This is a genomic window from Pseudomonas duriflava (genome assembly GCF_007830155.1).
Classification (GTDB): domain Bacteria; phylum Pseudomonadota; class Gammaproteobacteria; order Pseudomonadales; family Pseudomonadaceae; genus Chryseomonas; species Chryseomonas duriflava.
Map to the genome: position 1 here is coordinate 31,259 of NZ_VLKY01000016.1, position 25,129 is coordinate 56,387.

General features: G+C 53.1%; 13 protein-coding genes. 10 read left to right on the forward strand and 3 right to left on the reverse strand.

The features are described from left to right. Positions 1 to 9 precede the first annotated feature (9 nt). The 3 genes from IQ22_RS19120 to IQ22_RS19130 all read right to left on the reverse strand — a co-directional run bounded on the left by IQ22_RS19120 (position 10) and on the right by IQ22_RS19130 (position 4,484). Positions 10 to 2,268 (reverse strand): dynamin family protein, encoded by a 2,259-nt coding sequence (locus IQ22_RS19120; protein WP_145144960.1) that lies wholly within the window; start codon positions 2,266 to 2,268, stop codon positions 10 to 12. After that, positions 2,265 to 3,269: a dynamin family protein gene (locus tag IQ22_RS19125; protein WP_145144963.1), complete on the reverse strand. Its 1,005-nt coding sequence runs from the start codon at positions 3,267 to 3,269 to the stop codon at positions 2,265 to 2,267. Before IQ22_RS19125 ends, IQ22_RS19120 begins: the two co-directional genes overlap by 4 nt. 645 nt (positions 3,270 to 3,914) lie before the next feature. Next, entirely contained in the window at positions 3,915 to 4,484 is a 570-nt protein-coding gene (locus IQ22_RS19130) for an HD domain-containing protein (protein WP_145144965.1), read from the reverse strand. Positions 4,485 to 4,591: 107 nt separating this feature from the next. Between IQ22_RS19130 and IQ22_RS19135 the strand changes: the two genes are divergently transcribed. From IQ22_RS19135 to dpdJ, 10 genes are all read left to right on the forward strand, one after another. Then, a complete protein-coding gene (locus IQ22_RS19135) occupies positions 4,592 to 5,461 on the forward strand; it encodes a BrxR family helix-turn-helix transcriptional regulator (RefSeq protein ID WP_145144967.1) in 870 nt (289 codons plus the stop codon). Positions 5,462 to 6,001: 540 nt separating this feature from the next. After that, positions 6,002 to 6,709, forward strand: coding sequence for a hypothetical protein (locus tag IQ22_RS19140; RefSeq protein WP_145144969.1), 708 nt, complete (start codon positions 6,002 to 6,004; stop codon positions 6,707 to 6,709). A 16-nt stretch (positions 6,710 to 6,725) separates the two neighbouring features. Next, the gene (locus IQ22_RS19145) at positions 6,726 to 8,222 is read left to right on the forward strand and encodes a DUF262 domain-containing protein (RefSeq protein WP_145144971.1); all 1,497 of its coding nucleotides are present in this window, start codon (positions 6,726 to 6,728) and stop codon (positions 8,220 to 8,222) included. Then, positions 8,212 to 10,242, forward strand: coding sequence for a DUF262 domain-containing protein (locus IQ22_RS19150; protein ID WP_145144973.1), 2,031 nt, complete (start codon positions 8,212 to 8,214; stop codon positions 10,240 to 10,242). The genes IQ22_RS19145 and IQ22_RS19150 overlap by 11 nt, the downstream gene beginning before the upstream one ends. Positions 10,243 to 10,421: 179 nt before the next feature. Further along, entirely contained in the window at positions 10,422 to 13,514 is a 3,093-nt protein-coding gene (gene dpdE, locus IQ22_RS19155; RefSeq protein WP_145144975.1) for a protein DpdE, read from the forward strand. Next, positions 13,511 to 15,976, forward strand: a complete 2,466-nt coding sequence (gene dpdF, locus IQ22_RS19160; RefSeq protein ID WP_145144977.1) for a protein DpdF — start codon at positions 13,511 to 13,513, stop codon at positions 15,974 to 15,976. Before dpdE ends, dpdF begins: the two co-directional genes overlap by 4 nt. A gap of 2 nt (positions 15,977 to 15,978) precedes the next feature. Continuing rightward, positions 15,979 to 16,863, forward strand: coding sequence for a protein DpdG (dpdG, locus tag IQ22_RS19165; RefSeq protein ID WP_145144979.1), 885 nt, complete (start codon positions 15,979 to 15,981; stop codon positions 16,861 to 16,863). After that, positions 16,860 to 19,940, forward strand: a complete 3,081-nt coding sequence (gene dpdH / locus IQ22_RS19170; protein WP_145144981.1) for a protein DpdH — start codon at positions 16,860 to 16,862, stop codon at positions 19,938 to 19,940. The genes dpdG and dpdH overlap by 4 nt, the downstream gene beginning before the upstream one ends. Beyond that, positions 19,933 to 20,691 carry a hypothetical protein gene (locus IQ22_RS19175; RefSeq protein WP_145144983.1) on the forward strand — a complete coding sequence of 253 codons (759 nt, stop codon included), beginning with the start codon at positions 19,933 to 19,935 and terminating at the stop codon, positions 20,689 to 20,691. Before dpdH ends, IQ22_RS19175 begins: the two co-directional genes overlap by 8 nt. Continuing rightward, entirely contained in the window at positions 20,691 to 25,124 is a 4,434-nt protein-coding gene (gene dpdJ / locus IQ22_RS19180) for a protein DpdJ (RefSeq protein ID WP_145144985.1), read from the forward strand. Before IQ22_RS19175 ends, dpdJ begins: the two co-directional genes overlap by 1 nt. Positions 25,125 to 25,129 lie beyond the last annotated feature (5 nt).

Below are 25,129 nucleotides of genomic sequence, written 5' to 3' on the forward strand. Positions count from 1 at the left end.
GTAGTTCCCCTAGACAGCCAAGGTGCTGTCGAGCTTGGCCTTGAAGCAGTTAATCCAGGCACGTAACTCCTTGGCCTCGGTAATGGCAAGTTCGCGGGCCTTCCGGTCGTTTACCTTTGCCTGTAGGAAGCTCAGCAGTTCAGCGAACTTGAGATCGAACTCACGGTTCATAAAGGCAACGTACTGTTCGACTAAGCGCTCCTTACCGACCTCAATCTCTTTGCGTGCGTTGTCAACAAGACGGGAAAACTCAGCCTCAATTCGGGTGATGCGCTCCTTCCAGAGCTTTTCAAGATCCACGAAGTTTTCGGTACTGTACTCATGTACGGTTTTCGTCGAACCCCAGGAGAAGGGGTTCCACCAGCTGCTGTCGCTAACCTCTCGTTTACCGGTGACGACGCGTTTCTCCTGAATATCATCCGGGTTTACCGAAAGATTGAATGAGATATCCGAGGCCGCTTTCAGGAGGCTTTCTAGGATAGGAAGCTTTAGGCTTTCGGTATTCTGGAAAATTTCAGCGATGTAGCGCTGATACTCGGCGTGGAGATCATTTCGGATAATGTCCTGGCTTGATCTATAAGCAGCCTCATACTGGTTCATCAGCTTCCGGTGATGAAATTGCAGTATTTCTTCTGCTTCTTTAATACGCATTTCAGCGATGCTTACCGTGACGTCTTGTTGCGTAAAGCGTGTCTCTAACTGCCTAATGACTGGCCCCATTTCTGCCTCAAGCTCGGCCAACTCAAGCTCTGTTTCCCGTGGAAGATCTTTGCCTTCGCGCTCCAGCTTGTCTCTGTAGGCAGCTGTGTCAAAGCCTTTTTCCTGACGCTGCTGCAGTCCCATGATTTCTTCATTGAGGTGTGCCAGTGTTCGCTCGTCCTGTTGCAGTTGCTCAATCAACGCGGCTTCGTTCAAGCCCACGTCAATGGCTCGGCTTATAGCGTCATAGGCACGCTTGAGACGATGCGGAAAATTGTATTTGTCGATGTGCTCGTCGATCATGGCTTCGACTGCTGGTAGGCCGCTGCTAAGTAGTAAATCGGAATAGCGCTTGTCCTGGAGAGTACGATGGACCCTAGACGTGATTGGCATGTACTGCAGCATGTTCATGCTCGGCTCTTCATGGAACATGTCGGCCATGACAGAAAACTCCCCGCGCTCCTTGCGGGTGTGCTGATCGCTCGGCTTGCGAATGAGGCGGGTGAGATTGGCTGAAACTGGATACACTAGGGGATTATGGATCCCATTGCTGATCAGGTATTGGGTGACACGCGCCAATACAGAAGGAATATTTTCCCCATTCTCTGGGTCGAATACGTCCATCTTGTTGATTACAAAGATAAAGCGGTCCTTGCTCTGCTTGCCGCCCTTACGCATGGTCTCGGCAACCAGTCCAAGCAGGTTACGATCATCGTTAGTACCTAGCTGGCTGGCATTAAGCACATAAAGAATCAGCGGGTTGCGCTTGGAGTCCTGGATAAAGCCCATTGTGGTCCGCTGGTGTTCTTCATCCTGGCTGTTGTTCGGACCAGGCGTGTCAGTAAGCACCAGACGGACATCTTCGCGCTCCCGGATCGCTACAATGTTACCTTCGATGTCGATCAACTGGGTATCGCTCAGCTGGTTCCATTGCTTCAGGCACTCGAGGTCGACATTGCTTTCCTGGCCGACCAACTGGCCGCTACGATCATAGCGTTTGGCCGTGAACTGCTCAGTCATCTGATCATTGTCAGTGATCCGCGCAATCGTGGCGGTCGTGGCTTCGTTAGCAGCAGGCAGCAGGTCGCGACCCAACATGGCGTTGATAAGTGTCGACTTGCCTGAGGACATGGTTGCAACCACATACACATCGAAATCCCGGTTGAAAGCCTCTTCGATGGATTGGCGAACCTCAGCATTATCCTCGATGAACTGATCAAATCTTGGATGCTCCCTCGCTTCGGCCATGAGCGCACGAATCTGTTCCAGTCGCTGCTCCGTAGGCACGGTCTGGACCCATTCCAGCTCTACCTGCATGCCTTTAGCGATAGCGGCTCCGGCTGCTTCCTGAATGTCCAGAAAGTCTGACTCAACACCAGTAAAGACGACGTGAAAGCGATTGTCGCCATTAAACAGGTCGCTAAGTTCATCAAATAGCTTTTCCACCCATAGCTGCAGGCGCGACTCCTTGTAGCTCGACAGCTTGCAGCCATGTGCTGGGGCCTCGTCGTTGATCAAGAATGCTGTATCGACGGTAAAGGGATTGTGTGTGATTTGGATGCGATTCATGGGTTCTTGATCGATTGGCGTTGATGTTTGATCAGGGCTTCAATAGTTTTCAAACCGCTGATGGTAAGTAGTTGTTGCAAGTCGTTTTTCTCGCAGCACTTTCCGGCAAGCAAACGGGCGTTACGCTGACGCTCCAGGGTAGCGAGTGTCTTGAGCATGCCTTTCTTGATGGGGTCAGGTACTACAGCGGTACGCAGGAGGGCACTTTTGTCTTCGCTAAATTCAATGAGGGTCTGGCGAAGTTTCAATCGTTGAACGCGGGTGAGAGTGTGATGGTTAAGTACCATTCGGGCATAGAGTGCAACACTGGCCATGGTTGGAATAATGACTGGTCGCTCGAAGCCAATTCCTGTCAGGTAACGATGAGAGTTATTAACGTAGGCATCGATGCCTTCCCCTTTTTCAGGATCAAGCAGATCTACTTTGTTCAAGATGAAGTAGATCGAGCGATTCGGCCTGAACGCAAGCTCACTACGTAGTTGCGTTAACACCGCATGATCATCCTGGGTCCCTAGCTGACTCGCGTTAAGCACATAACAGAGCGCCTGGAACGGCACGGTCCTGACAGCTTCCAGCATTAGCTGAGCATGGTGAGTGTCTTGGCTATTGTTTGGCCCAGGCGTGTCATGCAGCACCAGTCCCTGCGCTGGGCTGGGCGAGGTTCTGAAGCTGCCGTTAAGGGTGATGCGCTTCACATCGCTATTGGCGTTCCAGTTGCGAATATGGGATGGAGCGATGTTTTGTAGGCAGGCCAATTCCTGATTCTCATAGGAATAGCACGCGCCGCTAAAGTCGCGAGCACCTTGGCGATGTTCGACACTGGTAATGCAAGCAGTGGTCGCTTCGTTGGCAGTATGTAAAAGCTCCGTCCCGATCAACGCATTGACAAAGGAAGTCTTTCCAGCGCTCATGGTTGCCAGTACCAAGACATCAAAAGAAGATCGGCCCGTTGCGGATGCTTTTCTGTTGGCGCTTCCCTCTGGCCCCTGTCGATGTGTCATGGTATTTCCCGTACTTTGGCACTCAGGACCATGGGCAAAATGACGGCCAGGTATTTGATGCAATTTTGAAGTTTGTACGAAATTATCGGATGGCTAGGTCCTGCAAGTGTGCAAGCGCCTATTCCTGATGCGGAATGTGCCGTGGTGAATGGGACCAGGAAGGAGAGCCAAACTACAGGCTGGATTTGGGAACGTGTGAAGGGTCTATCAGCCGAGCTTTTTATATAAGGAGAAGTTGAAGGTAGCAACATAACATCCTTGTATTGGTTGATTGAGAGAGCTATTAATCTCATATTCGTACCTATCGACCTCGCAGGATTAAACTTGAGGACGAGGTGTGTATTCTTCTCCAATGCCTTGGAAGCGCCGTCTGTAATTGGATAATGCTGCCAGGCAACTACTAGGTGACTGTTGATCAAGTAGCCGGGCAATGCAGATCTTGATCATGGACCTTGAGCTCGCCTCCGCTGAATCACCAGGTATTTTGGCAAGCAGTATCCCTTTGGCGTGCTGTTGCGCTGAGGGCGAAGCAATGTTCCTAATGTGGCGCTTTCGTTTCCCAGCGCAGCAGACTGCGCCTGGTATCAGATCTTCGAGGCACTGCCTTTGCTAAGGGTGATTAATGCTTGAGGGCAAACCGAGCCATTAACCGCCTTTAAGCATTACCTGCGTGACAACATCCTTGAGTGCCTTGTACGGTATCTGGGGATATTTTGAAAAAGCCCAGATAAGCGACTCGTAATAGCCAATAGCGGCCAGCCTATGGGAGGCTTCCCTATAACGTGCATCGCCCGCATGAAGGGCTCGTAGTAAGCGGCTTGCACCCTCAATGGCCGAGCAAACACTGACTAGCAGGGAGTCGTGCTGCATTTCGGCCAAATGGTCCATAAGTAGGCCTGAATCCACTGGCTCAGGATTGCCTTGCCTGGGCATGAGCAAACCGCATTCCAGCACAATGCGCAGCACGCGGTTGCCAAACTGACGATGAATGCGCGAGACATGGGCGGGCTGACGCAAACGTACATGACCCAGGAGCAGGGCCGCGATGACCTGTTCTTCATCACCGCCGTTTTCCATCACCAGCGCCGCGGTACCCATGGCCTGCGCCAGCTCCTGTTCTCCTTTGGTATGAGCTGCTACAGCCTGCGCAAACGCAATGAAAAGATTGCCAGTGCCGTAGGTGGAGTTGCTGTTCTTCATCACTGTACTGCTCAAGATTGTTGCTTCCTGCCGTTGCGTTAAGTCAAACGATATGTATCCTGAGGCGACACGTCTATCGTGTAGACATGCACAGGTAAACAATTCGTACAGATGAGGAAGTGATGAAAAGGCAACAATCCCTGGACCAGATCCGCTGGGACCTGGCCCTGCGGTATCGACTGATCGAAACCATTGCCTGGTGGGAGGGCCGCCTGACCACAGGGCACCTGATGCAGAGCTTTGGTATCAGTCGGCAGCAGGCGTCAAAGGATATCAATACCTACCTGACCGAGCATGCGCCCGGTAACCTTACATATGATCGGCATTTGAAGGGCTACAAGCCCTCGAAAACGTTCAGGCCACGGTTTATTGATGGCAGTGCTGGCGCCTACCTGCACATGGTCAACCAGAACCGTGAGAAGGCGCCGCATATCAGCGGCCTGGCGGTCGCCTATTCCCACGTCGAGCAGCTTGATGTACCCGACCGGACCATTCGTCCCGAGGTGCTCAGGCCCATCCTCAAGGCCTGCCGGGAAGGGCTGAGGCTGGAAACCGAGTATGTGTCCATGTCGGCTCCGACTCGAGAAATCCGGGTCATGGCGCCCCATACCCTGGTCTATGATGGGCTGCGTTGGCATGTCCGGGCCTACTGTGAGAAGAACAGGGGCTACCGTGACTTTGTGCTTAGCCGCTTTCGGGGCGAGCCGGATCTGATGGACCCCACCGAGCATGGTCAAAGCGAGGACGAAGGCTGGAATACCGAGCTTGAGGTCATCATTGCACCAGACACCCGCTTAAGCGATGAGCAAAAGGAGATTATCGAAGCCGACTTTGGTATGGAAAAGGGACGTCTGGTTATTCCGACCCGAGGGGCACTGGTACCTTATGTTCTCAAGCGCTACCAGCTAAGCACCGATAGCATTGCGGCCAATGCGGTCGCCCAACTGATCTATGTGGTAAACCGGGAAGAGCTGAAAAAGTGGATCATTTGAAAGAGGCTAGAGGGTTTTGTAAGACGGCTAATGGTATCTGGCCGACATGTGGCTCGATCAAGGGGAGATATCTGGCTGCAGACTAGCTGGGAGATTGGCCGGCATGCTCCAGAGCTGCTAGCTTTCTGTATGAGAGATTGTTGTCAATCAAAACCCGGTTGCACCTGCAGCACCGCTAAGGCCCAGGAAGCTGTCCATTCAGTCTTGTGCCATTGCATCAGCACGGAGGCGGGCAGCTCTACGAGTTCGAGCGCATGATCGTACTTGACAGCCTCTGACAGCCTTCGATCAGGCCTTGTTAAAACCTTGAAGATGAGCACGTTGCTGCTCTACGTCAGTTACGTTGGTTGCTTATCCTCTCCAATACCCTTCATCAACTGGCTCCGCCTATCTTGACCTGTAGAGCGATGCTGTTGGCGATCCCATGTTAGCCTCCTTTTACCTGCAGACAGCTAAAGTCTAGTCGCAGGGCGCCGATATAAAGCCAAACCGGTTCAGGTTGCCAATGGCTAATCCACAAGCCGTTCAAGGAGAGAATAAATGATCAGGAAATCGGTAGCAGAACTCGACTTTGTCAACCGTAGATCGCCGTTGCCCACGGTTGAAGTCGACGCTGCCTCTATTGAAGCGGCCGGCTTCAGTATTCATCACACCGTACTGCAGATACTGACCCGGTTGGCTGAGCAGGATAAGTCACTTCGTACCACTCTTTACTTCTATGCCTCTCCAAGCGTCAACTTTCACGAACCGAGCTTTTCTGAATTCCTTCTGGTTGCAGGTCCTGAAAAGGTTCTATTGGCCCTAGGCTCTGGCTTTAAGCAACTGCCATGCGTGAAGTCTCGATTGAGCGATTACGTATCATCAGCCTCTGCTCTGCGAGCGTTTCATGTCCAAGAAGGTCAGGTATGGGAGCCGGAAGATGCCTGCACATGGTATTCCAATAACCAGCGTCTGGCTGACCTGACCGAAGAGGCCGAGCAGGATACCCTGCCTTTAGAGGAAGACCTGGACGACCAGGAAGACTCGGAGGATACAGAGGATACAGACCCGCTTGTGACTGCTGCCGAACACAAGGCTGCGCGCTATCGGGCCGCACGCTCTGATGCGAAAGTCAGTAGCATTCGCGCCACCATCGAGGAGGTCTTTGGTTTGCCGGCAGGCTCGGTTGCTCTCTGCGGTCCGGACAGGCGAGCACTACGCGGTAACGCGCGGATCAGGACGTTGCGTAAACGCTGGGAAGAGAGTTGAGCAGGAGCGTCATTAAATGATCCAGGAACATCCGGTACGGGTCAGTACATTGACCTTTGCCGATTTGCTAAAAGCAGGTCAGCCACTGGCACTGGACAGCTACCAGCGTGGCTTTGTTTGGAGTCCTGAAAAGCTCCTGCAGTTGACAAGTGATCTTGCTGAGTTTGCAGCACAGCCAGACAAACATCTGCCCTACTATATTGGTGCAGTATTGCTGCATCATGATGCATGCCAGTCCAGAAGGTTTATCATTGATGGCCAGCAGCGCATTACTGCGCTGTCGTTGCTGTATCACCGTGCTACCGGCAGGCTGCCCACAGGCCAGGCACTCAGCTATTCGGGACAGTCCGCGCGGCAAATCCGCAGAGGAATGCAGGCGTTGCAGCAGCAAGCGGCGATTGCACGTGAGGTCATTGAACAACTGCGTCTGACTGTAATCGAAGTGGATAACAGCGACCTCGCATTTACCTTTTTCGATACGCAGAACAACCGTGGCGTACCCCTCCAGGCAACAGACCTGCTCAAGGCCTATCACCTGCGGGCAATCGATCATGCGAATGGCGTAGGCGAACTCAGAGCCACCCTGCAAAAAAACTGCGCCGAACGCTGGGAGGCGATGCAGCGGTTGCCCGCAACACTGTCGCCAGGCCAGGATTTTGCTCCCTGCCTGTTCACTCGCTTTCTCTGGCGTGCTCGCCGCTGGCGCGGTACGCAAACACCAACAGACACACACGAGGCGCTGCTGTCCGAGTTCCAGATCGATACCTGGCACCACGGCGCAGATAGCCGTAGCAGCGTTGACAGTGTACCGCTCTATGCCAATCGGGTTAATAGACTGGCGACGGCGCTGACTCTGACACGTGACGGAGAGTATGTCTTGCAGGGTAACCAGGTGCGGGTCAGCCATGATCCGGCAAACCTTCCCATGGCGCTGCGCCAGCCCATTCATGAAGGCGTAGGTTTCTTTCTCTATGCTGACAAGTATGCCGCTTTGCTGCAGAGACTGATGAATACTCCCAGGCCCTGCGCCCAGGTGACTGCATTCCGTGCAATTTATCATGAATTGCTGCGCAACAATCAGGAGTATTTGCGTGAGATTTTTATACTCTGCACCCTGGTCTATATGGATCAGTTTGACGTCGAGCAGTTGCCTGAATTTGCCCTGCGCTTGGAGTTCCTGCTGGGTGCGATTCGTCTAAAGCAGCAACTGGTCAGGCAGGAAACGGCGGCCAATTTCTTCAGACACGCCGAACTCAATCTGCTGGATGTGATTGTGCAGAGCTACCACCCGAAACAAGTGCTGGACTTTCTGAAACGGCGTCAACAGGCCCTGCTACCGCTCTATGCCGAGGAGTCCATTAATGTAGGAAAAGGTGTGCAAGGCCGGTATAAACGAGCTGTTCTAACGTTCTATCGTGAGCAGGCAGGTTCTGCATGTTCAAGCCTTTCTGCAAAATCGCAATGGCTCGAGGCGTATCTGAAAACTTCTCTGGAAGGTCACGATGGGCATTGAGTCTAGTCTCTGCACTTTGGAACAGTTGACCCACAGAGATGATGCCGCGTGGTGTTTTAATGTGCCGATTTATCAACGCCTGTACGTGTGGGCTGATGATCAGGTCAGAACGCTCTTAACCGACATAGCAAATGCATTCGATCGCCAGGACACCAGTTTTTTCCTGGGAGGTACGCTGTTGGTGGAAAAGACCACCCATGAAGACCGAGGCGAGGGCGTCCGCCGCTTCGATCTGATTGACGGACAGCAGCGGTTCACCACTCTGTGGATGCTCAGTACGGTGCCGGTATGGCATGAGGTGATGGGCGACTTCAGTAGGGTGCTGCTCAAGGACAGACGGATTCCGCGTCTCCATTTCTCGATCCGCGATGAGGTAAATGGCTTTCTTGCCAGCATGATGCCGGGTACCAGAGTAACGCCTTCTGAAGCAGTCGATACCCGTAGCATGAGAAAGGCCCAGCAACTGATGGCTTCCTTCGCGCAGACCTACAAGCGTGCCGATGGCAAACCGGTAGATGATGAATATCTGAGGGGGCTCGCTGGGTATGTGTACCGCAATGTCTCGCTGGTGCTCACCCAGGTGCCTGAAGGCATGGACCTAAACAAGCTGTTCGAGGTCATCAACAACCGCGGGGTTCAACTCCAGCATCACGAGATCCTTAAGGCCAGGTTGCTGCATGATATCCCTGTACAAGACCGCTCCCGTTGCGCGGCTCTATGGAATGCCTGTGCCGACATGAGCGGCTTTGTCGAGCGTAATCTGTCCTTAGAAGCGCAGTTGGAAGCGCATCGGCTGGGAGATCTCTATAATAAGGGACAACTGTTGCATGCCGGTGCCGTGCACAGCTTGCTCGGGCACAATGCCAACACCGAGCAAGGTGATGATAGCGATCGTCTGAGCCTAGAGGAAATTGTTAATGCCTCGGCAGGTAATAGCGGTATGGGGAAGACTGTTAACACCAGCGATAGCAGCGAAGCGCCTTGGGCTCGCAGCATCATTGGTTTTCCACTGTTTCTGCTTCATGTTCTTCGAATCTGGCTAAAAGAGCAGGGGCAGCCAGACCTACCACGTGTGCTGGATCGACAACTGCTCGCCCTCTTCGAGGCCCATTTGCTGGTGCCAGCGGAGTCTGTGCAGCGTGCAGAGAGGGCCCGAGGCTTTATCGACCTGCTTTGGCGCATTCGCGTACTCTGGGATGAGTATGTGATCAAATGGGTCGACCAGGGCAATGAGGAAATACATCAGGTTTGCCACACCTCGATCTCTGCTACTGATAACAGGCGCTATATCAATCGCAGCCGGGACACCAACCTACACCAGGGATTATCGCTGCTGCAGAGCATGCTTTACCACTCGCAGGAAATCACTACCCATTACTGGTTGACTCCCTTTCTGTATTTCATCCACAAGCATGCTAATACCGTGCGCGGTAGCAGTGGTGAGGTCGAGCGTTACTTCGGCTTCTTGTGTCACTTGGATAACCAGTTGCTGGGCGAGGTGACCGATATTTCGTTAGTTGTGCGTAGTCGTGGATTCATGGACGCCCCTTGGCGGATCGCCGCAGCCCTGCAGTTTGAAACGGCGCTGGTAGAGGACGATGGCGTCAGGTTTGCGCATTACTGGTTCTACAAGTTGGACTTCGTGCTCTGGTTTGAACAACAAAGTAAGCATGAGCTTTGGGACAACTTTCGTTTTACCGCCAAGAATTCGGTCGAGCATATTTCGCCGCAGACTCCACAGGCGACCGATACCAATACGGTCTCGAAGACGTGGTTGGACCGCTTTGGCAATCTTGCATTGGTCTCTCGGAGTATCAACTCCGAATATGGCAATTTGCCCTTCAACGAAAAGCGTCAGCGATTTATTAATAAGCGAGAGTACGAAAAGCGGCCTGACTCCCTAAAGATGGACCTGATTTATTCGCACGATAGATGGGGGGAAGCCGCGGCCACTGCTCACCAGTCAGCCATGCTAACGACGCTACGAGACCATTATTTAAAGGTTTTTGACTTCAACTAGTATAAGTCGCTTCCTAAGCTTAACGAGGATTGATTCGTTCAAAAGCGATATCATCTGATAGGTCACAATGTCCGCTTTTAGCGCCTCGATATCTGTTGCATCTTGATCAGTACGGAGGTTTCGCTAGGCAATAAGTAAGGTATGAAGAGTTGGCAGAAAAGATACTGGTAGAGGAAAATATGGACCAAGGGTTAGCGGTCGGTGAGTTAGTTCAGTCTAGTGTCTTTTCTGGCATTGGCAAACTGTCGAAACTGGACCTTGAGAAGGGCCTAGGCGAGGTTGCCTTCTTCGAATCTCCTTTGAATCCTGAGACCCGTAAGGTTAGAGTAAATCTTGACGACGTTAGGAAAACTCAGTTGTATGAGGAGGCTATCGTTTATTGTCAAGATCGGGCGACAGGAATATGGCGGCGTGGCCGGTACGGTGGCCCTCGACCTCTGGACCGACATTTAGTGATTTTTCGTGCCGACAATAACGATCAAGAAATTGTTGAAATCGACGAAATTTACTGCCTGAACTTAGGTACAAACGGCTTGTTGGATCCTTCGGCCTTTCTAGCTGCTAGATCTAACGACGCACCTTACTTTTTTCCTTTGCGCCAGGGTTTTCTTGAGGCTTATATTGAACAGCGGGCGGCGTGCTGTTCCATCGGTGCGATTACCAGCAGTAGCGTAGAGTTGGAACCGCATCAAATTGCTGTCGTTAGGCGCGTCCTTAAGGACTCATACCCGAAGTACTTGCTAGCGGATGAAGTGGGCTTGGGCAAGACGATCGAGGCTGGCCTGATCATCCGTGAGCACGTGCTTCAGAAGAAGTTCGACGCCAATGTTTTAATTGCGGCGCCGGCTTCTCTTGTCACTCAGTGGCATGAGGAGCTAAAGGGCCGATTTCATCTTGGCGAGTTGATGTCTACAAAACATCGATCGGAACAACTGATTCGAGTATGCAGTCATGAACAGTTGGTGACGGCTTTGGGGGAAGGCGGCCAGCCTAGCTTGTTTGTCGTTGACGAGATGCATCAATTGGCGCCGTTGGCCTGGTCCTCCGAGCAACTCTCGAATTACCGGTTTCAGGTGCTGGCGAAGGCCTGCCAGGCAGCTGAGGCGACCCTGTTATTGTCGGGAACCCCGTTGAATGGGAACGAAAGAAATTTCCTGGCGATGCTGCACTGCTTGAGTCCCGAGGCTTATGAGATCTCGGAAGCGGGGGTTCAGCGTTTCATCGCTCGAGTCAAGGAGCGTGAGTGGCTTGGCGGATTGTATAGCGCACTGACCCCGGATAACTCGAACGGCGCATTGGAACAAGCACTACAGGATCTGCGGGGGAAGTTCCCTGAGGATCAGGAGTTGCATGAGCGAATCGGCAGTTTGATGCCGTTGGTGGATCTCTTCGCGGAGGAGAGCGGCGAGCAGCGCGAGCAACAAATCACAGGCTTGCGGCATTACCTCGGAGAACACTACCGCCTGCATCAGCGCATGCTTCGTAACCGCCGGGAAATGGGTCATCTCGCGCAGTTGTTTCCAGGATTGGCTGGTTTGCGCCGTCAATACTGGCCGATACAACCACACAGCATGCCATTGGATCTGTTGTTGGAAGAGTACCGCAGCCAGGCCTGCCGGGATCCTGATGAGTTCCAGGCGATGAGTTCTGGAGAGTACCTGGACTGGGTTGACGACCTGTTGGGCAGTCCATTGCTGGTAAAGCAGCGGGCCGATAAGTTCGATAGGCAACTGGCGGCGACGCTTGAAGCAACCGAGCGAGAGCTGCTTGCCGAAATATCCAAGCAGGCCTCACTCGAGCAGGCGTGTAAAGATCGGAGTTTGAGCGCGAGTCTGGAAGATTGGTTGGCCGAAAACCCTAAGGGCAAGGTGGTTGTTTTCTGCGGTGACGAAGTAGTCGCGGATCATGTTGCCGCTACGCTCGGTGACTCTCTGGCTGTAGGTATAGAGCGCAATGCTTCCGGCCGCGACTTGCAGTTCTTGCTTTCGGGCGGCTCTGTGCGGGTATTGGTTTGCGATCAAGGTGGTGAAGATGGTCTTAACCTGCATGGGGGGCAGAAACTCGCCGTGCATTACAGCCTACCGAGATCGTTCAGTCGCGTTGAACAACGTCTGGGACGATTGAACCGTTACAGCGCAAATTTGCGTGGCATCAGGCCTGTGGAAAGTTTGGTTTTGATGTCTGACCATGATGGCTTGTTCCGACGGTGGCTAGATCTGCTTGACACATCGGTAGGTGTATTCAATCAGACGGTGGCCAGTTTGCAGTACGTACTGGAGGAGCACCTCGAAAAGACTTGGCAGGCAGTCGCGCGATCCGGCGATGAAGAGTTGCTTGTCTGCGCCAAGCAACTGAGCGGCGAGGGCGGCCTGCTGGACCGCGAGCGCCGTCGGGTGAAAGTACAGGAAGAATTGCTTGCATTGGACGAGGATGTCGCCAAGGCACGGGACTTCGCCGAAAGAATTTCTGAGGCGGACGAAATAGCCGAGGAGCAGATTGGCCGCATGTGTGCCTGGATGACGCGCGGCTTGAACTTCAGGCTAGAGGGGGATCTGCAGCAGCAATTCAGGTTGGGCTTCGGCCTTGACCCCGCTGAGCGTGGCGGTCGTACCCTGGTAGACGTGAAGACCTTTATCGAAGGTTGCATCACGGGTATTGATCCGGAAAGTGGTAACCCGCCATATACCGCTCCCATGAGTTTCTTGCGGCAGCAGGCTTCAGTTCAATCGGGCGTGTACCCCTTCCGTTACGGTCAGCCGTTCGTGGATTCCATATATGAACTGGCCGCTGGTGATTCGCGTGGGGCAACCTGCGCATTCTTGCGAATTCTTAATAGCAGTTCACTGCAGGCGCCAAAGATTTTCTTTCATTTCAAGTGGTTGGTAACGGCTGCCCGACCGGATTGCACGTATCAGGAACAGGTTATCGCCGATGAGTTACTGGCACCTGCGGTGTATGGCCACTGGATCGCTGAAGACGGCAGCCTGGTAAAGGCCGAAAGCATATTGAAATCCCTGGAATGGCCTTACAAAAAGCCCGCGGGCGCTATCTTCCAGGATATCAATCTGCGCCATGATGTCTGGTCCGAGTTGGAGTTTCTATTACCTGTGGGCGAATGGAAGCGCATGGTGCTGGGTATCACTAAGTTGAGCCGAAAGAGCATCATCGAGGAGATAGGCGCTCTGCGAGGTTCCGCCCTTGACCCGCATGTGCACCTTATGGCGGTACGCGCCCAGATCCTGTGCTCGAAAGATCTGTGGAGGAATGAATGATTCAGGCCCAATGGAACGCCTTGCAGAGGGCTCTGCTGGCGCCAGAGCATCAATTCGAGCAGACAGTCGTCGAGCCATACTTTCTCCGCCTGCTGATGGTGTTCGGCGACGCAAAGGCGGGCTCGGCCGATCGCGCCGTCGCTTGTCGTGATGCTTTCGGCTGTGCTCAAGCTCATGGCTGCACTGATTTGCTGCTACAAGTGCCTGCTAGTTCCGTTGAAGGGCAACATCTAGCGCGAGTGGGCCTGACTCAAGATCCGTTAACCGACCGGGTCAGGATGGAGACTGCTCTCGAGGAAGCGGAGTTGGCGGTTTACAGACGTGAGCGTCGCCGAGTCCTGCACCAACCTCAAATAGACGTGGCCTTGAGTAGTGCTTTGGGCCGTGTTGGATTTAGCAACTACAACGGCCTCGGTCAGCAAGCTGCAGTACGTACATTGCTGACCTCTCCGGATGACAGTACGGTCTTCATCAACCTGCCGACAGGTTGCGGCAAGACGCTGGCTGTCCATGCTTTAAGTTTGTTTGCCTATCGACAGAAAGTGGTGCTTGTCATTGTGCCAACGACCGGACTTGCCATCGAGCAGGCCGCGCGTGCTGGGGAAGTGCTGACGGCTGCAGGATCCGATCACGGCGGTAGCTACGTGTGGATCGGGGGCCAGGAGGAAGCTGAGCGTCGAGAGATTCGTGAGCGTCTGCATTGCGGCACTCAACGGATCCTGTTCTGTGCGCCCGAGTCCGCCATATCGGGCCTTAGACCATTGTTGTTCGAACTCGCCGGAAAAGGACTGCTGGGTGCGCTAGTAATCGATGAGGCGCATCTGGTCGGCCAATGGGGGGCGGAGTTCCGTCCAGACTTCCAACTGCTTGCCCCTCTTTTCCACTCCCTCAGAGAGCACTCCTCAAGCGCCATCCGAACCTTGTTGATGTCAGCTACGTTTAATTCCGCCGCTCTGGAGGTGCTGAAGGAAGCCTTCGTTCCCGAAGGAGTTCAGGCTATTGAGATCAATGGCAGTTTTTTGCGCCCAGAGTTGAACTTCAATGTCCGCCGAGTTATTGCAGAAGAAGAGCACCGGCAGGTTGTCGTGGACTTGCTATGGCGTTTGCCTCGACCTCTGATTCTTTACACAACGACCCGGCAGGATGCGCAGAACTGGCGAGACTTGTTGGTCGAGCAGGGTTTCCGTCGGCTTGGCCTGTTCCATGGCGAAACCAACACCCAGGAGCGCGAACGTCTGATCGGCCAGTGGCAAGATGACCATCTGGACATCATGGTTGCGACGTCCGCCTTCGGCGTTGGCATGGATAAGAGCGATGTCCGTTCGGTATTGCATGCGGCAGTGCCAGAAAATCTGGATCGTTTTTATCAGGAGGCGGGGCGTGCCGGGCGTGACGGTAACGCCTGTTGGTCCTGGTTGGTTTTCTACCCGGGCCAGATAAATGTGGCAGAGCAGATATCACGGGCAAGACTGATTTCCAGTGAAGTGGGATTGGATCGCTGGAACACCTTGCTGCAGAGCCGTCGACGTAGCAGTGATGGTTGCTTCAGTGTTTCTCTGTCTATGTTGCGCCGAGATTTGAAGCGACGCAGCGAAGGTAACGCAGAGTGGAACGTACGTACGTTGCTTCTGATGCAGCGTGCTGGCTTGATTCGATTGCGCTATTCACCGCCCGAGGTACCTCACGAAAACGCAGCAGTAGTCGATACGGAATTGCCTCAGGGCGACAATTACTTTGACCGCATCGATGTACAGATCCTGATGGATGCGCATCAGTCCACAGCCACTTGGCGGCACTATGTTGATCCGCAACGTGCCCTTGAACAGCGGGTCATGGCAAACGGTTTCGCCAGTTTGCGCAGATGGCTGGATGATCCGGGCCAGTCGCTGTGCCACCAGTTAGAAGAGTTCTATCGACTGGATGGCATTAGTCCTGAACGCAGTTGCGGCGGTTGTCCTGGTTGCCGTGCTCAGGGGCGGGGACCCTTTACGCCAACGTTGAGCGCGTCTTTCCATGTGACTGGCGTAGTAACTCCCCCTATGCCGAAGTGGATGCCGGACTCCCAGTTACTGCGGATTCGCTACCGTACTGAGAGTTATCGTAGTGTAACTCCCCGTGCTCTGATTCATAACTGGCGGCGATGGATGGTGGCTCTTCTGCGCAGCCAGCAGGTGCAGGCTGTCCGTGCCAGTCGGGCCTTGTTGGATGAAATACAGACCGATGCTGGTTTGAAAACACTACCGTTCTGGTGTGCCCTGGAACCTCGCGACAGCGCTGGAAGTTGGACTGAGTTGGTTTTACTCATGCCGGGGGAAAGCAACCTGCCTGCGGGTGGCTATGAGGTTCCAGCAAGATTGATAGTTGCGCCCGAGACTCTGAGTGATCCGTATCACCCGTACCGAAGTTGGTGGGAGTGTGATTCCAAAAGCAAGGATTTAGTCGACTTCGAAAGGGAAATATAAGTATGTCGATGGTGAATAATGCTCACCCAGGCAGCAGTCTGATCCTGCTAAATCTTATTGATCGAGTATTGGTTCGCAGGGGGAAACCAATTGCGCGCACGGAGTTATTGGAGACATTGCGGCCGGAGTTGCTCCCCAAAAGTGAGACTGGAGCAAAACGTTTTGAGTCGAATCTGGATTTCTGGTTGGAAGAAGGGTTGTGGTTGCAGGACAGCGAGGGAATGATTTTCGCGCCCCCTCAGGTCAGTGAGAATGATCTTCCGTCGCGTGTATTGCAGTTGCTTATTGATAATGCAGCCACGCGGTCGGAATCGGCTATCTTGGACGGTACTCGCACTGAGCCATTTCTTCGTGCAATGACCTGTTTGTTAGCGCAGCGTCGGTACACCTTCATGGGCGGGGAGTCGGTAAGCTCTTCCAATGCCGCCGAGGCGGTAAATAGCCATCTACCGGGGCGGGGGTTGAATGAGTCTAACGAACTCCCGACCTTTTTGGCCTATGGGGAATTCCTTGGCTTCTTGGAGCCCTTCGGAAAGGGTTACATTGTAGATCCTACTTTAGCTATCGAACCCTACCTTGAGAGAATTTTCGAAGGCGGGCGAGTACTTCCGTTTAGAGTATTTCTCGAACGTTTGGGAGGGTACCTACCTCTGCTTGATGAAGGGGCCTATCGTCGATTGTTGGAACCTTGCATGGAAAATTGGAAGCCAGACGCACCATATGAAGTAAGCGCCGCACTCAGCCACGCTCTAGTCCGTCTGGAAAGTCTGTTTCGATTACGCTTGGAAAAGTCCTCTGACGATAGTTTGAGTATGCGACTGCTGTTGCCAAATGGTGTTCAACGCTCCGTAGGTGAGATTCAATACCGTACTGAGGTCGCTGTATGAGTCTGATCAATTACTGGCCAAGTTCGGAACACATTTCCCAGTGCATCCGTACGGAGGCAGAGGAGTTAGCTGAGCACGTACTCTTAGCGGTGCATGAGCCTATGCAGTTGCTTCGGGTAGGTAACGGAGCAGAGCAGCAATGTACCGAGGCCGATCTGCTAACGCACTTTCTAGAGGTGGAGAGACCGATTCCCTTGGTCGGGCGTTCCGGCGTAGGAAAATCCCACCTGATTCGCTGGTTGGAAGCCCAACTAAAACTGCAGTCGCTATCCGCCAACTGGCATATCGTTCGCATTCCGAAGAATGCAAGTTTGCGTCAGGTATTGGAAATCCTTCTGGATGGCTTGGAAGGAGACGAGTTCGAGAGTGCACGTCTACGGATTCGGTCTGTAGGTGAAATGCTGAGGACCGGAGAGGTAGCTGACTTGCTGTTGACCTTCATGTCACAGCAATTGCAGCGACTCAACACCCGGATCGCAGAGCAAATTAGCTATTACCGAGAAAATCCGCAGGCCAGTCAAAAATTGTCTGTTGAAGAAAAGCAGCGTTGGCGAGATGTTAACGCGCATACTACGCCGGGGTGTGGTCTTTCCGAACTGATTACCGACCCTAATTTCAAGAGAAGCTTGCTTGATCCGAAGCATTGTATTTATCAGTTCGCAAGCCGGTTGACTCAAGGCGCTACCGATCAAGAGTTAAGTCGAAACGATTACCAGATCAGGGCCGAGGACCTGGATTTCAGTTTCAACCTCGATGACCTGTCGCAAAGCGCTCGGCAGTATGTCAGTCGAGCTCAATTGAATACCAATCGGCAAGCCCAAGAGTCCGCAGCAGGTGTATTAAACGAAGTTTTGGGAGAGTCAACCAGAACTGCTTTTCGTCATTTGTTCAGTTTCAATGGCGGTAGTTTTTTAGACCTCTTTAAAGACATCCGTCGTACCTTGAAACATCAGGATCGCACTCTGGTAGTACTGGTGGAGGATATGGCTGCGATTTCTGCTATCGAGGACGTGCTAATCGACAGCCTTCTGGAAGAGGCCGTTAGGGATGAAAAGCAAGAACTGTGTACGCTTCGCTCGGCTATCGCGGTAACGGATGGTTATCAAGGATATCTGCGACGGCAGGACACGATTAAAACACGTGCACAGTATGAATGGTTGATACGTGATCATGGCCAGAGTCGCGAGCAAACGCTGGAGCGCATTGTTGATTTCTGCGGTCGCTACCTGAACGCTGCCCGTCACGGTAGTGCAAAACTGAAAGCGTCCTGGTTGGAGCGCTCGACAGACGTCAGTTGGCCGTTAATTTGGGAAGATTCCGAAGGCCCGCCGGAGGAACTCCAGGCATTCGGCCATTCGCCTTCTGGCGTGCCGCTCTTCCCTTTCAATCGCAACGCGATCAATGCGCTGGCGGATCACTATTGCAGCAACGACGAAGAGTTGAATTTCAATCCCCGCCAAGTGTTGAACCAAGTTGTGTTGCGAGTATTACGTGATCATCGGCAGGCGTGCCAGGAGCAGAGATTCCCGCCGGCAGATTTCGCCAATATCAAGGCCGGTGCAGGACTGATTGACCTGTATAGACTCGACGAACCAGCACGCTGCGAATCTTTGGCCGCTATCTGGGGGTACGGTTGCCGGTCTATCGCAGAGTTGCAGCAGAACTTGGATTGGCGCGTAGCAAACGTCTTCGGGCTAAACGCATTGGCATCTTTGTTGGAAGAGGTGCAACCCGTTGGTTTTGTTCGCCCACCAACGCGGACAGGTACTGGTCCGAAAAAAACTAAACCTGCGGTAGAGCCAGGAGTACTGAAATCCGAGCCTGATCCCGATCAGCACCGATTGGAAGAGATTGTTTCAGAGTGGTTTCAGCGTACAAAGAAGTTGGAGCAAGACGAATCCAGGGATCTAAGAAACGCCCTGAACAAGATGTATCAGCAATATGCTCATCCGGACTGGTTTGGCTTAGGGGCGCGGCCGGAATTACTGCGTGGGACGATTGCTAATATCAATATTCCATTTTCCCTTACTGGGAACAAAGCCACCAATTTGGTGTGGTTCTGCCAGGAAGCGGACTTTGAGGCCCCTCAAAAGGCAGTTGCTTTGAAGGGCGTAGCGCTGGCGCTTCTGCGTTACGAGAGCGTCAATCGAAGATCCGCTGGGATAGGTTGGCAATACCCTGGTGGATTCGATGATTACCTGCGCTACCAGAATTTCGCCGCACGTTGGGTTCCGCAAGTTCTACAAACACTTTCGCTAATGGAGCGCTCAAAACTTCATGAGGTGATGAAAGAACAATTGAGTCTAGTTCCCATCCTGGGATTATGGAGGACCGCGTCCAATGATCGCCAGCGACTCAATGAATTGCTCACTCCGGCACAAAAGATTCTGGAGTCATTGCCAAAACCTGCTTCTCCGATACTGCTAGAACTCCGCAAAAGTGCCTTGGATGAGTGGGAAGGAAAGCGAGATGCCTGGTTGAAGTTGGTGGCCGCCAATGACCATGGTATGGATGGAGAGTTGGCGCTTAGGTCATTCAAAGAGGCTAGTAAGACTGATTTTAAGCAGAAGTTGCCAAGGTATGACAAAGAAATCACCCAGGCACTGCAGTCGTCGTTCGATGTGCTGTCCGTTCTAGATGGCTATTCTCGGCACGAGCAATTTTGCCTCTTGCTGGATGAAATGTCTGAAATTGTTCGTGGCGTAAGTGAAGGCGGGTTGCATTATCCCGCTCAGTTTTCAGACGTGCCGAATGCCAAGAGGATGCGTGAGGCATTGAACTCTCTAAAAGCAAGCGAGGTTTGGGCGGCAGTCAAGGTTTTCCTCTCATCTTGGAACGAATCTGATTTGCCCAAGAAGTTGCAGTTGATCAATCAGGTAGACGGTCAAAAACTGGAAGAGGCCGTTCAGACACTGGGTGCGTGGGATAAATTCTATTCCTATGTCTTGCCGCGTTTGGAGAATGAGAATCGTCAATCTGGTCTGGACGTCTTGGGGCAGTCACAGGAGAGGGTCACCGGATTGTTGAAGGGGCTGACAGGCACTTTGAAGGATTTGTTGGAGGCGTGCAGTGAGTAGTCTTGAGCAAAGAGTTTATGCTTTGCGCGAGCAGTTTGAACTAAATCGCTCGGCCGGTGAACTGCGAACCGCCATTGATGATTGCCAGGAAATTTACGAGAGATTTGTGTCGCTTTCCGAAAGGCTTGATTTGCTGCAGCGCCAATCATCGAGCATTGGGGCTTTACCGGTGGATGCTCCAGAATTGCTGGATTTGAAATCAGAGTTTAAAGGGCAGATATCTACGGCTCTGGCAAGCTTGGGAGTTTTTTTTGAGGTTTGGCGAAAGAATAAACAAGTCTCTCGTCAGGACGATTCTCTTGAGAATTCGCGAGTTGCACTTGAAAGTCTGGTTGTTCGATTGGAGAGCAAAATCGAATCCTGCTGGAAAAAGTGGACCGAACAACTGTACAGCCAGTGCATGGTCGAGAAGGTGATACTGGATAGTCAGCGCGAGATACCGGGTTCCGAACGCGTATACAGCGACTATATCGAGTTGCAGGGAAGGTTTAAAGATCTAGCAAAGCAAGTACCTGAGACCGTATGGCCTCTTCGCGATTTGATGGACCTTAAAAATCGTATGGAGCAGGTTAGAGGGGAAATGCAACTCGATCTTCCTGAGAACGTTAAGCGTTTCTTCAAGTTATTAAACCAGCGCGGAAGGTCTACGGGTGTTCCATTGTCGGAGATGGACAAGGACACCTTCTGCTGGCTGCTTGAGCACGCCTTGCTAGGTCAGTTCTCCGTCGAACGCAGTAGGAAGCTATTTTGATGGAAATATCCCTGGAGCGTTTGTGTACTGCCCTCGATCGCCTGGAGGAGTTGGAGACGAGTTTGCTGGCCTGGGGGGACACCGGTGGCTTCTTCACAGAAAACGAGATACTTGCGACACTCGAAGAGGTGCTTCCCGGGGACGATCCCTATGAAGTTCTGCTCGGACTCTGCGATCACGCCATGGTGATCGAGGCTCCCCACCCCGAGGGATTGTCCAAGCGCTACAGGACGCGAATGGGCGAGGCTGCGCATCTGTACCGCCATCTTCGCCAGTGGTTCCTAAACAAACCGGTCGACCAGGCCCGTACGCTAGTTTCCGATTTTCGTTTCGTTCGGCGGCCGCGTAGTTACCCCTGCCGTGATCAGAGTTTGCAGAAACTACTAGATGGCTTGGGCGAGGACGCTTCTGCGCGATTCCAGCTGCCAATCCGCGCTCTACTGGGATACCAGGAGAACCTGCTTCTGGCCGGCTTTCAGGTGCGTGCCACTACTCGAGTCCTGCAGGCGTCTAAGGATCGGTCCATCCATGCTGCCGGCAGCATAGTCTGTGCCGGCACTGGTAGCGGCAAGACCTTGGCTTTCTATTTACCAGCCTTGGCTGCCTTATGCAGTCAATTGGCTGAGGATGCTTCCTCGCGAGTACGCATTCTGGCGATCTACCCGCGGCGTGAACTGCTGAAAGATCAGTTCATGGAGACTTGGAGCCAATGCCGAAAATTGGACGAACTAGTCAAGTCGCAGTCAGGCCGAAAGATTTCCATTGGGGCATTTTTTGGCGACACGCTGGAGAACACCAATGTTGCCCATGAGGCCGCAAAAAAGTTCAACGGCAATTTGCCGTTCGACTTGTTGCGTTGCCCTACGAAGGATTGCTCCGGAAAAATGGAATGGCGTCTGGAGGGTTCTGTCACGCAACGCGAAGAACTGCACTGCAGTCGCTGTGATCATTATGTACCTCATGATGAGGTTCGATTGACTCGGCGGTCTCTGGCTGCTGCACCACCGGATATCCTCTTCACGACGACTGAAATGCTGAATCAGCATCTTGGGAACTATGCATTCCACCACTTATTCGGGGTAGGTAACTGCGAGGGACCCACGCTAGTGCTGCTGGATGAGGTGCATACTTATGAAGGCAGTAGCGGAGCGCAGACGGCCTATCTGCTTCGGCGTTGGATGAAGCGAAGTGAATGCCGGCCACACTTCGTTGGACTTTCCGCTACTTTGAGCGACGCACCTGCTTTTTTTTCCGAGTTAATCGGGGCGAAAGAAGGTCATGTGGAGTTGATCGAGCCTCTTGCGGATGAGATGGTGGACGAGGGCGCCGAGTATCTCATGTTATTGCGCGGGGATCCGGTTTCCCAAACTGCATTGCTCTCCACCACCATTCAGGCCGCTATGTTGACTCGGCGTATCCTGGATAATCGTGACAAGAGATCGCGTGGAACATGGGGAAGTAAAACTTTCGTTTTTACCGATGATCTGGATGTCAACAATCGACTCTATCACCAGCTTGCAGACGCTGAAGGTTGGAAAACCAGGGGCGCGCAGTTGGTGCCGGATCATGAACCGCTGGCAAGCTTGAGGGGAAGCGGTCGCTATCTGGATTTTCCAAGCCGCCTTAAACGCATTCAGTTAGGCCAAGACTGGCAAATAGGCATGGATATCGGGCATTCGCTCGACAATGATGATCGCGCTCGGGTAGGCCGGACCTCTAGTCAGGACTCTGGCGTCGACCCTAACTCCGAGATCGTGGTGGCTACTGCTTCGCTGGAGGTCGGCTTTAACGATCCATCGGTTGGGGCGGTTTTGCAGCATAAGGCGCCGCGAAGCGTTGCGTCCTATCTGCAGCGCAAGGGACGTGCTGGGCGCCCCCGCGGGATGCGCCCATGGACCCTCGTTGTGCTTTCTGAGTTCGGTCGAGATCGAGTTGCTTTCCAGCGTTACGAGGAGTTGCTTACCCCTGAAATCAAGCGACAGAGGTTGCCACTTCAGAATGGGCATATCCAGAAGATGCAGGGGGCAATGGCGACGCTGGATTGGCTAGCGATGCTGCTGAAGGAGGGGTCGGTTTGGAGAATCCTGAAGTATCCCAAAGGATCGTCTGCACAACTGACGACCTTGCTCTCGGCCGTTGAGCAAGTACTGCAACCTGGTGGAATGCAGGACCGATATTTTGGTTATTTGAAGGACGCGTTGCGCATAGATGAGGCAGCCTTGCAGCAAGTTCTGTGGGCTTCACCGCGATCATTGATGTTGTCTTTTTTGCCGACGCTTCGGCGGCAATTGAAAACGCTGTGGTGCGAGTATGGAGAGAAGTGGAAAGAACTCCCCCGAGGCCGCTCTCCGATGCCGGCTTTCATTCCAGAGGCAATGTTCGCCGAATTAAATATTCCTAACCTATTCGTGTCTTTGCAGCGTGGGGAAGGTAGTGATGCAAAATGGGAAGGACTGCCATTTTATCAGGCTTTGCGCGAGTTCTCTCCCGGCAGGATTTCCAAGCGTTTCGCTATCAAGTATGACCTGGCTGACTGGCTGATCCCGGAGGGATTTCAGCCCATTGCCGATACCCTACAACAGGTTGACTTTGAGATTGCGGAAGCATTCGGAGAGTACCTACAGAACGAAGGGGCGGTGGCTGCGGGATCTGATGCAGAATTGTCTGTGGTGCGGCCACGGGAAATACATACCCGCGCTCTGCGCAAGGCGAGTGGGTTGACGGAAAAGAGTAATTCCCGCCTGCGTTGGGATTCGGAATTCATCTTGGCCGAACATACAACTGTTCAGAAGCCACCGATGGGAAGTTGGGGGAAGCACCTGATTGATGTGGCGTTTTGCCTTCATCAACAAATGACGCCGCTTGAGGTGGTGCGCTATAGCAAAGGAGCTGACGCCACGCTGCGTTTTCGCAGCGGCCAAATCGCGCGGGTGAATTTTGCATGGAAAAGCCAAGGTGAAGCGATAGCCGTAGGTGCGCGTCAGTGGGTGGATGGTATGCGTCTTCGTTTTCGAGTCGGCAATGAAACGATTGCCGATCTCCTGGGGGCCCCTGCCATATCGGCCGCATTGCGTCCGTTGTTGTTCCGGCGGCGGGTTGAGCAACTAGATCGTTTCGGCGGTGACCCCTTTACAGCCAATTGGGTATGCGAGTGCTTCCTTGCCGCTTTGGCCGTCGAGTTGAAGGACGTAGACCCGGCCGTGCCATCGGTGATGCATGGGGCCTTGTGCCGTCTACTTTCCGACGAGGGCAAAGAACGCTTGCTCGCTATTCCGCAAAGCCTTTTCCAACTCGATGAGCAAGAAGAAAGTTCCAGAGAGCAGGAATTGCAGGCCGACCTGCGGGGACTCCTGGGATGCTCTGAAGTGCTAGCCCGACTGGCAGATTGTGCCGAGCCTCTGTGGCGGGATATTCATGCCTTGCCAGATATCGTGGAATGGACAAAAGAACTGCTGGCCAATACGTTGGCAGCAGCAACCCAGCAAACACTATGCACCTTGCTTGGGGACGTTAACGAACGCTCGGTGAATGCTGATGCGCTTTGGCAAGACGGTGACTTGGAAGTATGGCTCAGCGAGGTCGAAGCGGGTGGTTGTGGAATCATCAGTCGTTTGGCCGAAGACTACTTCGATGATCCTTTACGATTTCTGAATGTATTGGCGTGCAGTTTGCGCCCTGGCGACTACGAGCAAATTGACTTCGATCTCTACGAATTGCTGGAGAAAGCTTCTGTTGATGAGGAGATCGAGAGGGTTCTAACGGATGTCCGTGCAGCCGCCGATCATAAGCAGCGTCGCAAGGCCGGTGCAGCCATGCATTCCAGTCTCTTGCGGGCGGGGTTTGCACTTAGCCACAGTTTCCTCAGTGTATTGCACTCTCGCATACTCAAGCCGAGCAGCAGTCGGCAAACCGATGCTGAACTGCTTACATTGCTCAAGCAATGGCGAGAACTGGAGGTCAGGAGTGGCATTGAGTGGCCCCTTAATATTGTTTCCCACACGTTGGCGGCGCAGAAGATGAGGGCGAATGCGACTGTCTCTGATTTATTTCGTGCTCATTGTGTGAATCAGGGGTTATTGTGGCCGCGAGGTAATACCATTCGTCAATCGGAATTGAATCGTTACAATCCTTTTAATAATGGGAATGCGGCCACGGAACGAATGCTGGGCGCTGGTTTGTTCGCCGGGCGTAGACCTCGGATAGTGTATTCAAATTCCTATTTGAGTGAATTGCACAAACTCTTGCGAGAAGAGGGTGGCGTTGAATTGGTGATTCCCCGCGACCAGCAGGGGAGGGTGTCCAAAGTCATTACCGAAGTACAGTTGTATCCGGTTGACTATCTGGGTTTGCTACTTTACCCCAGAGTGGGCGAACTACAGAGAGAAGACGGTTCCCTGGTGCTGGTCATAGAGTTGGCGGAGGCTTTGCAGTGAGGGCG

What these genes read in the sequence shown, in the direction of transcription:
- IQ22_RS19120 (WP_145144960.1), bottom strand. Translation starts at nt 2,268, where the DNA reads ATGAATCGCATCCAAATCACACACAATCCCTTTACCGTCGATACAGCA.
- IQ22_RS19125 (WP_145144963.1), bottom strand. Translation starts at nt 3,269, where the DNA reads ATGACACATCGACAGGGGCCAGAGGGAAGCGCCAACAGAAAAGCATCC.
- IQ22_RS19135 (WP_145144967.1), top strand. Translation starts at nt 4,592, where the DNA reads ATGAAAAGGCAACAATCCCTGGACCAGATCCGCTGGGACCTGGCCCTG.
- IQ22_RS19140 (WP_145144969.1), top strand. Translation starts at nt 6,002, where the DNA reads ATGATCAGGAAATCGGTAGCAGAACTCGACTTTGTCAACCGTAGATCG.
- IQ22_RS19145 (WP_145144971.1), top strand. Translation starts at nt 6,726, where the DNA reads ATGATCCAGGAACATCCGGTACGGGTCAGTACATTGACCTTTGCCGAT.
- IQ22_RS19150 (WP_145144973.1), top strand. Translation starts at nt 8,212, where the DNA reads ATGGGCATTGAGTCTAGTCTCTGCACTTTGGAACAGTTGACCCACAGA.
- dpdE (WP_145144975.1), top strand. Translation starts at nt 10,422, where the DNA reads ATGGACCAAGGGTTAGCGGTCGGTGAGTTAGTTCAGTCTAGTGTCTTT.
- dpdF (WP_145144977.1), top strand. Translation starts at nt 13,511, where the DNA reads ATGATTCAGGCCCAATGGAACGCCTTGCAGAGGGCTCTGCTGGCGCCA.
- dpdG (WP_145144979.1), top strand. Translation starts at nt 15,979, where the DNA reads ATGTCGATGGTGAATAATGCTCACCCAGGCAGCAGTCTGATCCTGCTA.
- dpdH (WP_145144981.1), top strand. Translation starts at nt 16,860, where the DNA reads ATGAGTCTGATCAATTACTGGCCAAGTTCGGAACACATTTCCCAGTGC.
- dpdJ (WP_145144985.1), top strand. Translation starts at nt 20,691, where the DNA reads ATGGAAATATCCCTGGAGCGTTTGTGTACTGCCCTCGATCGCCTGGAG.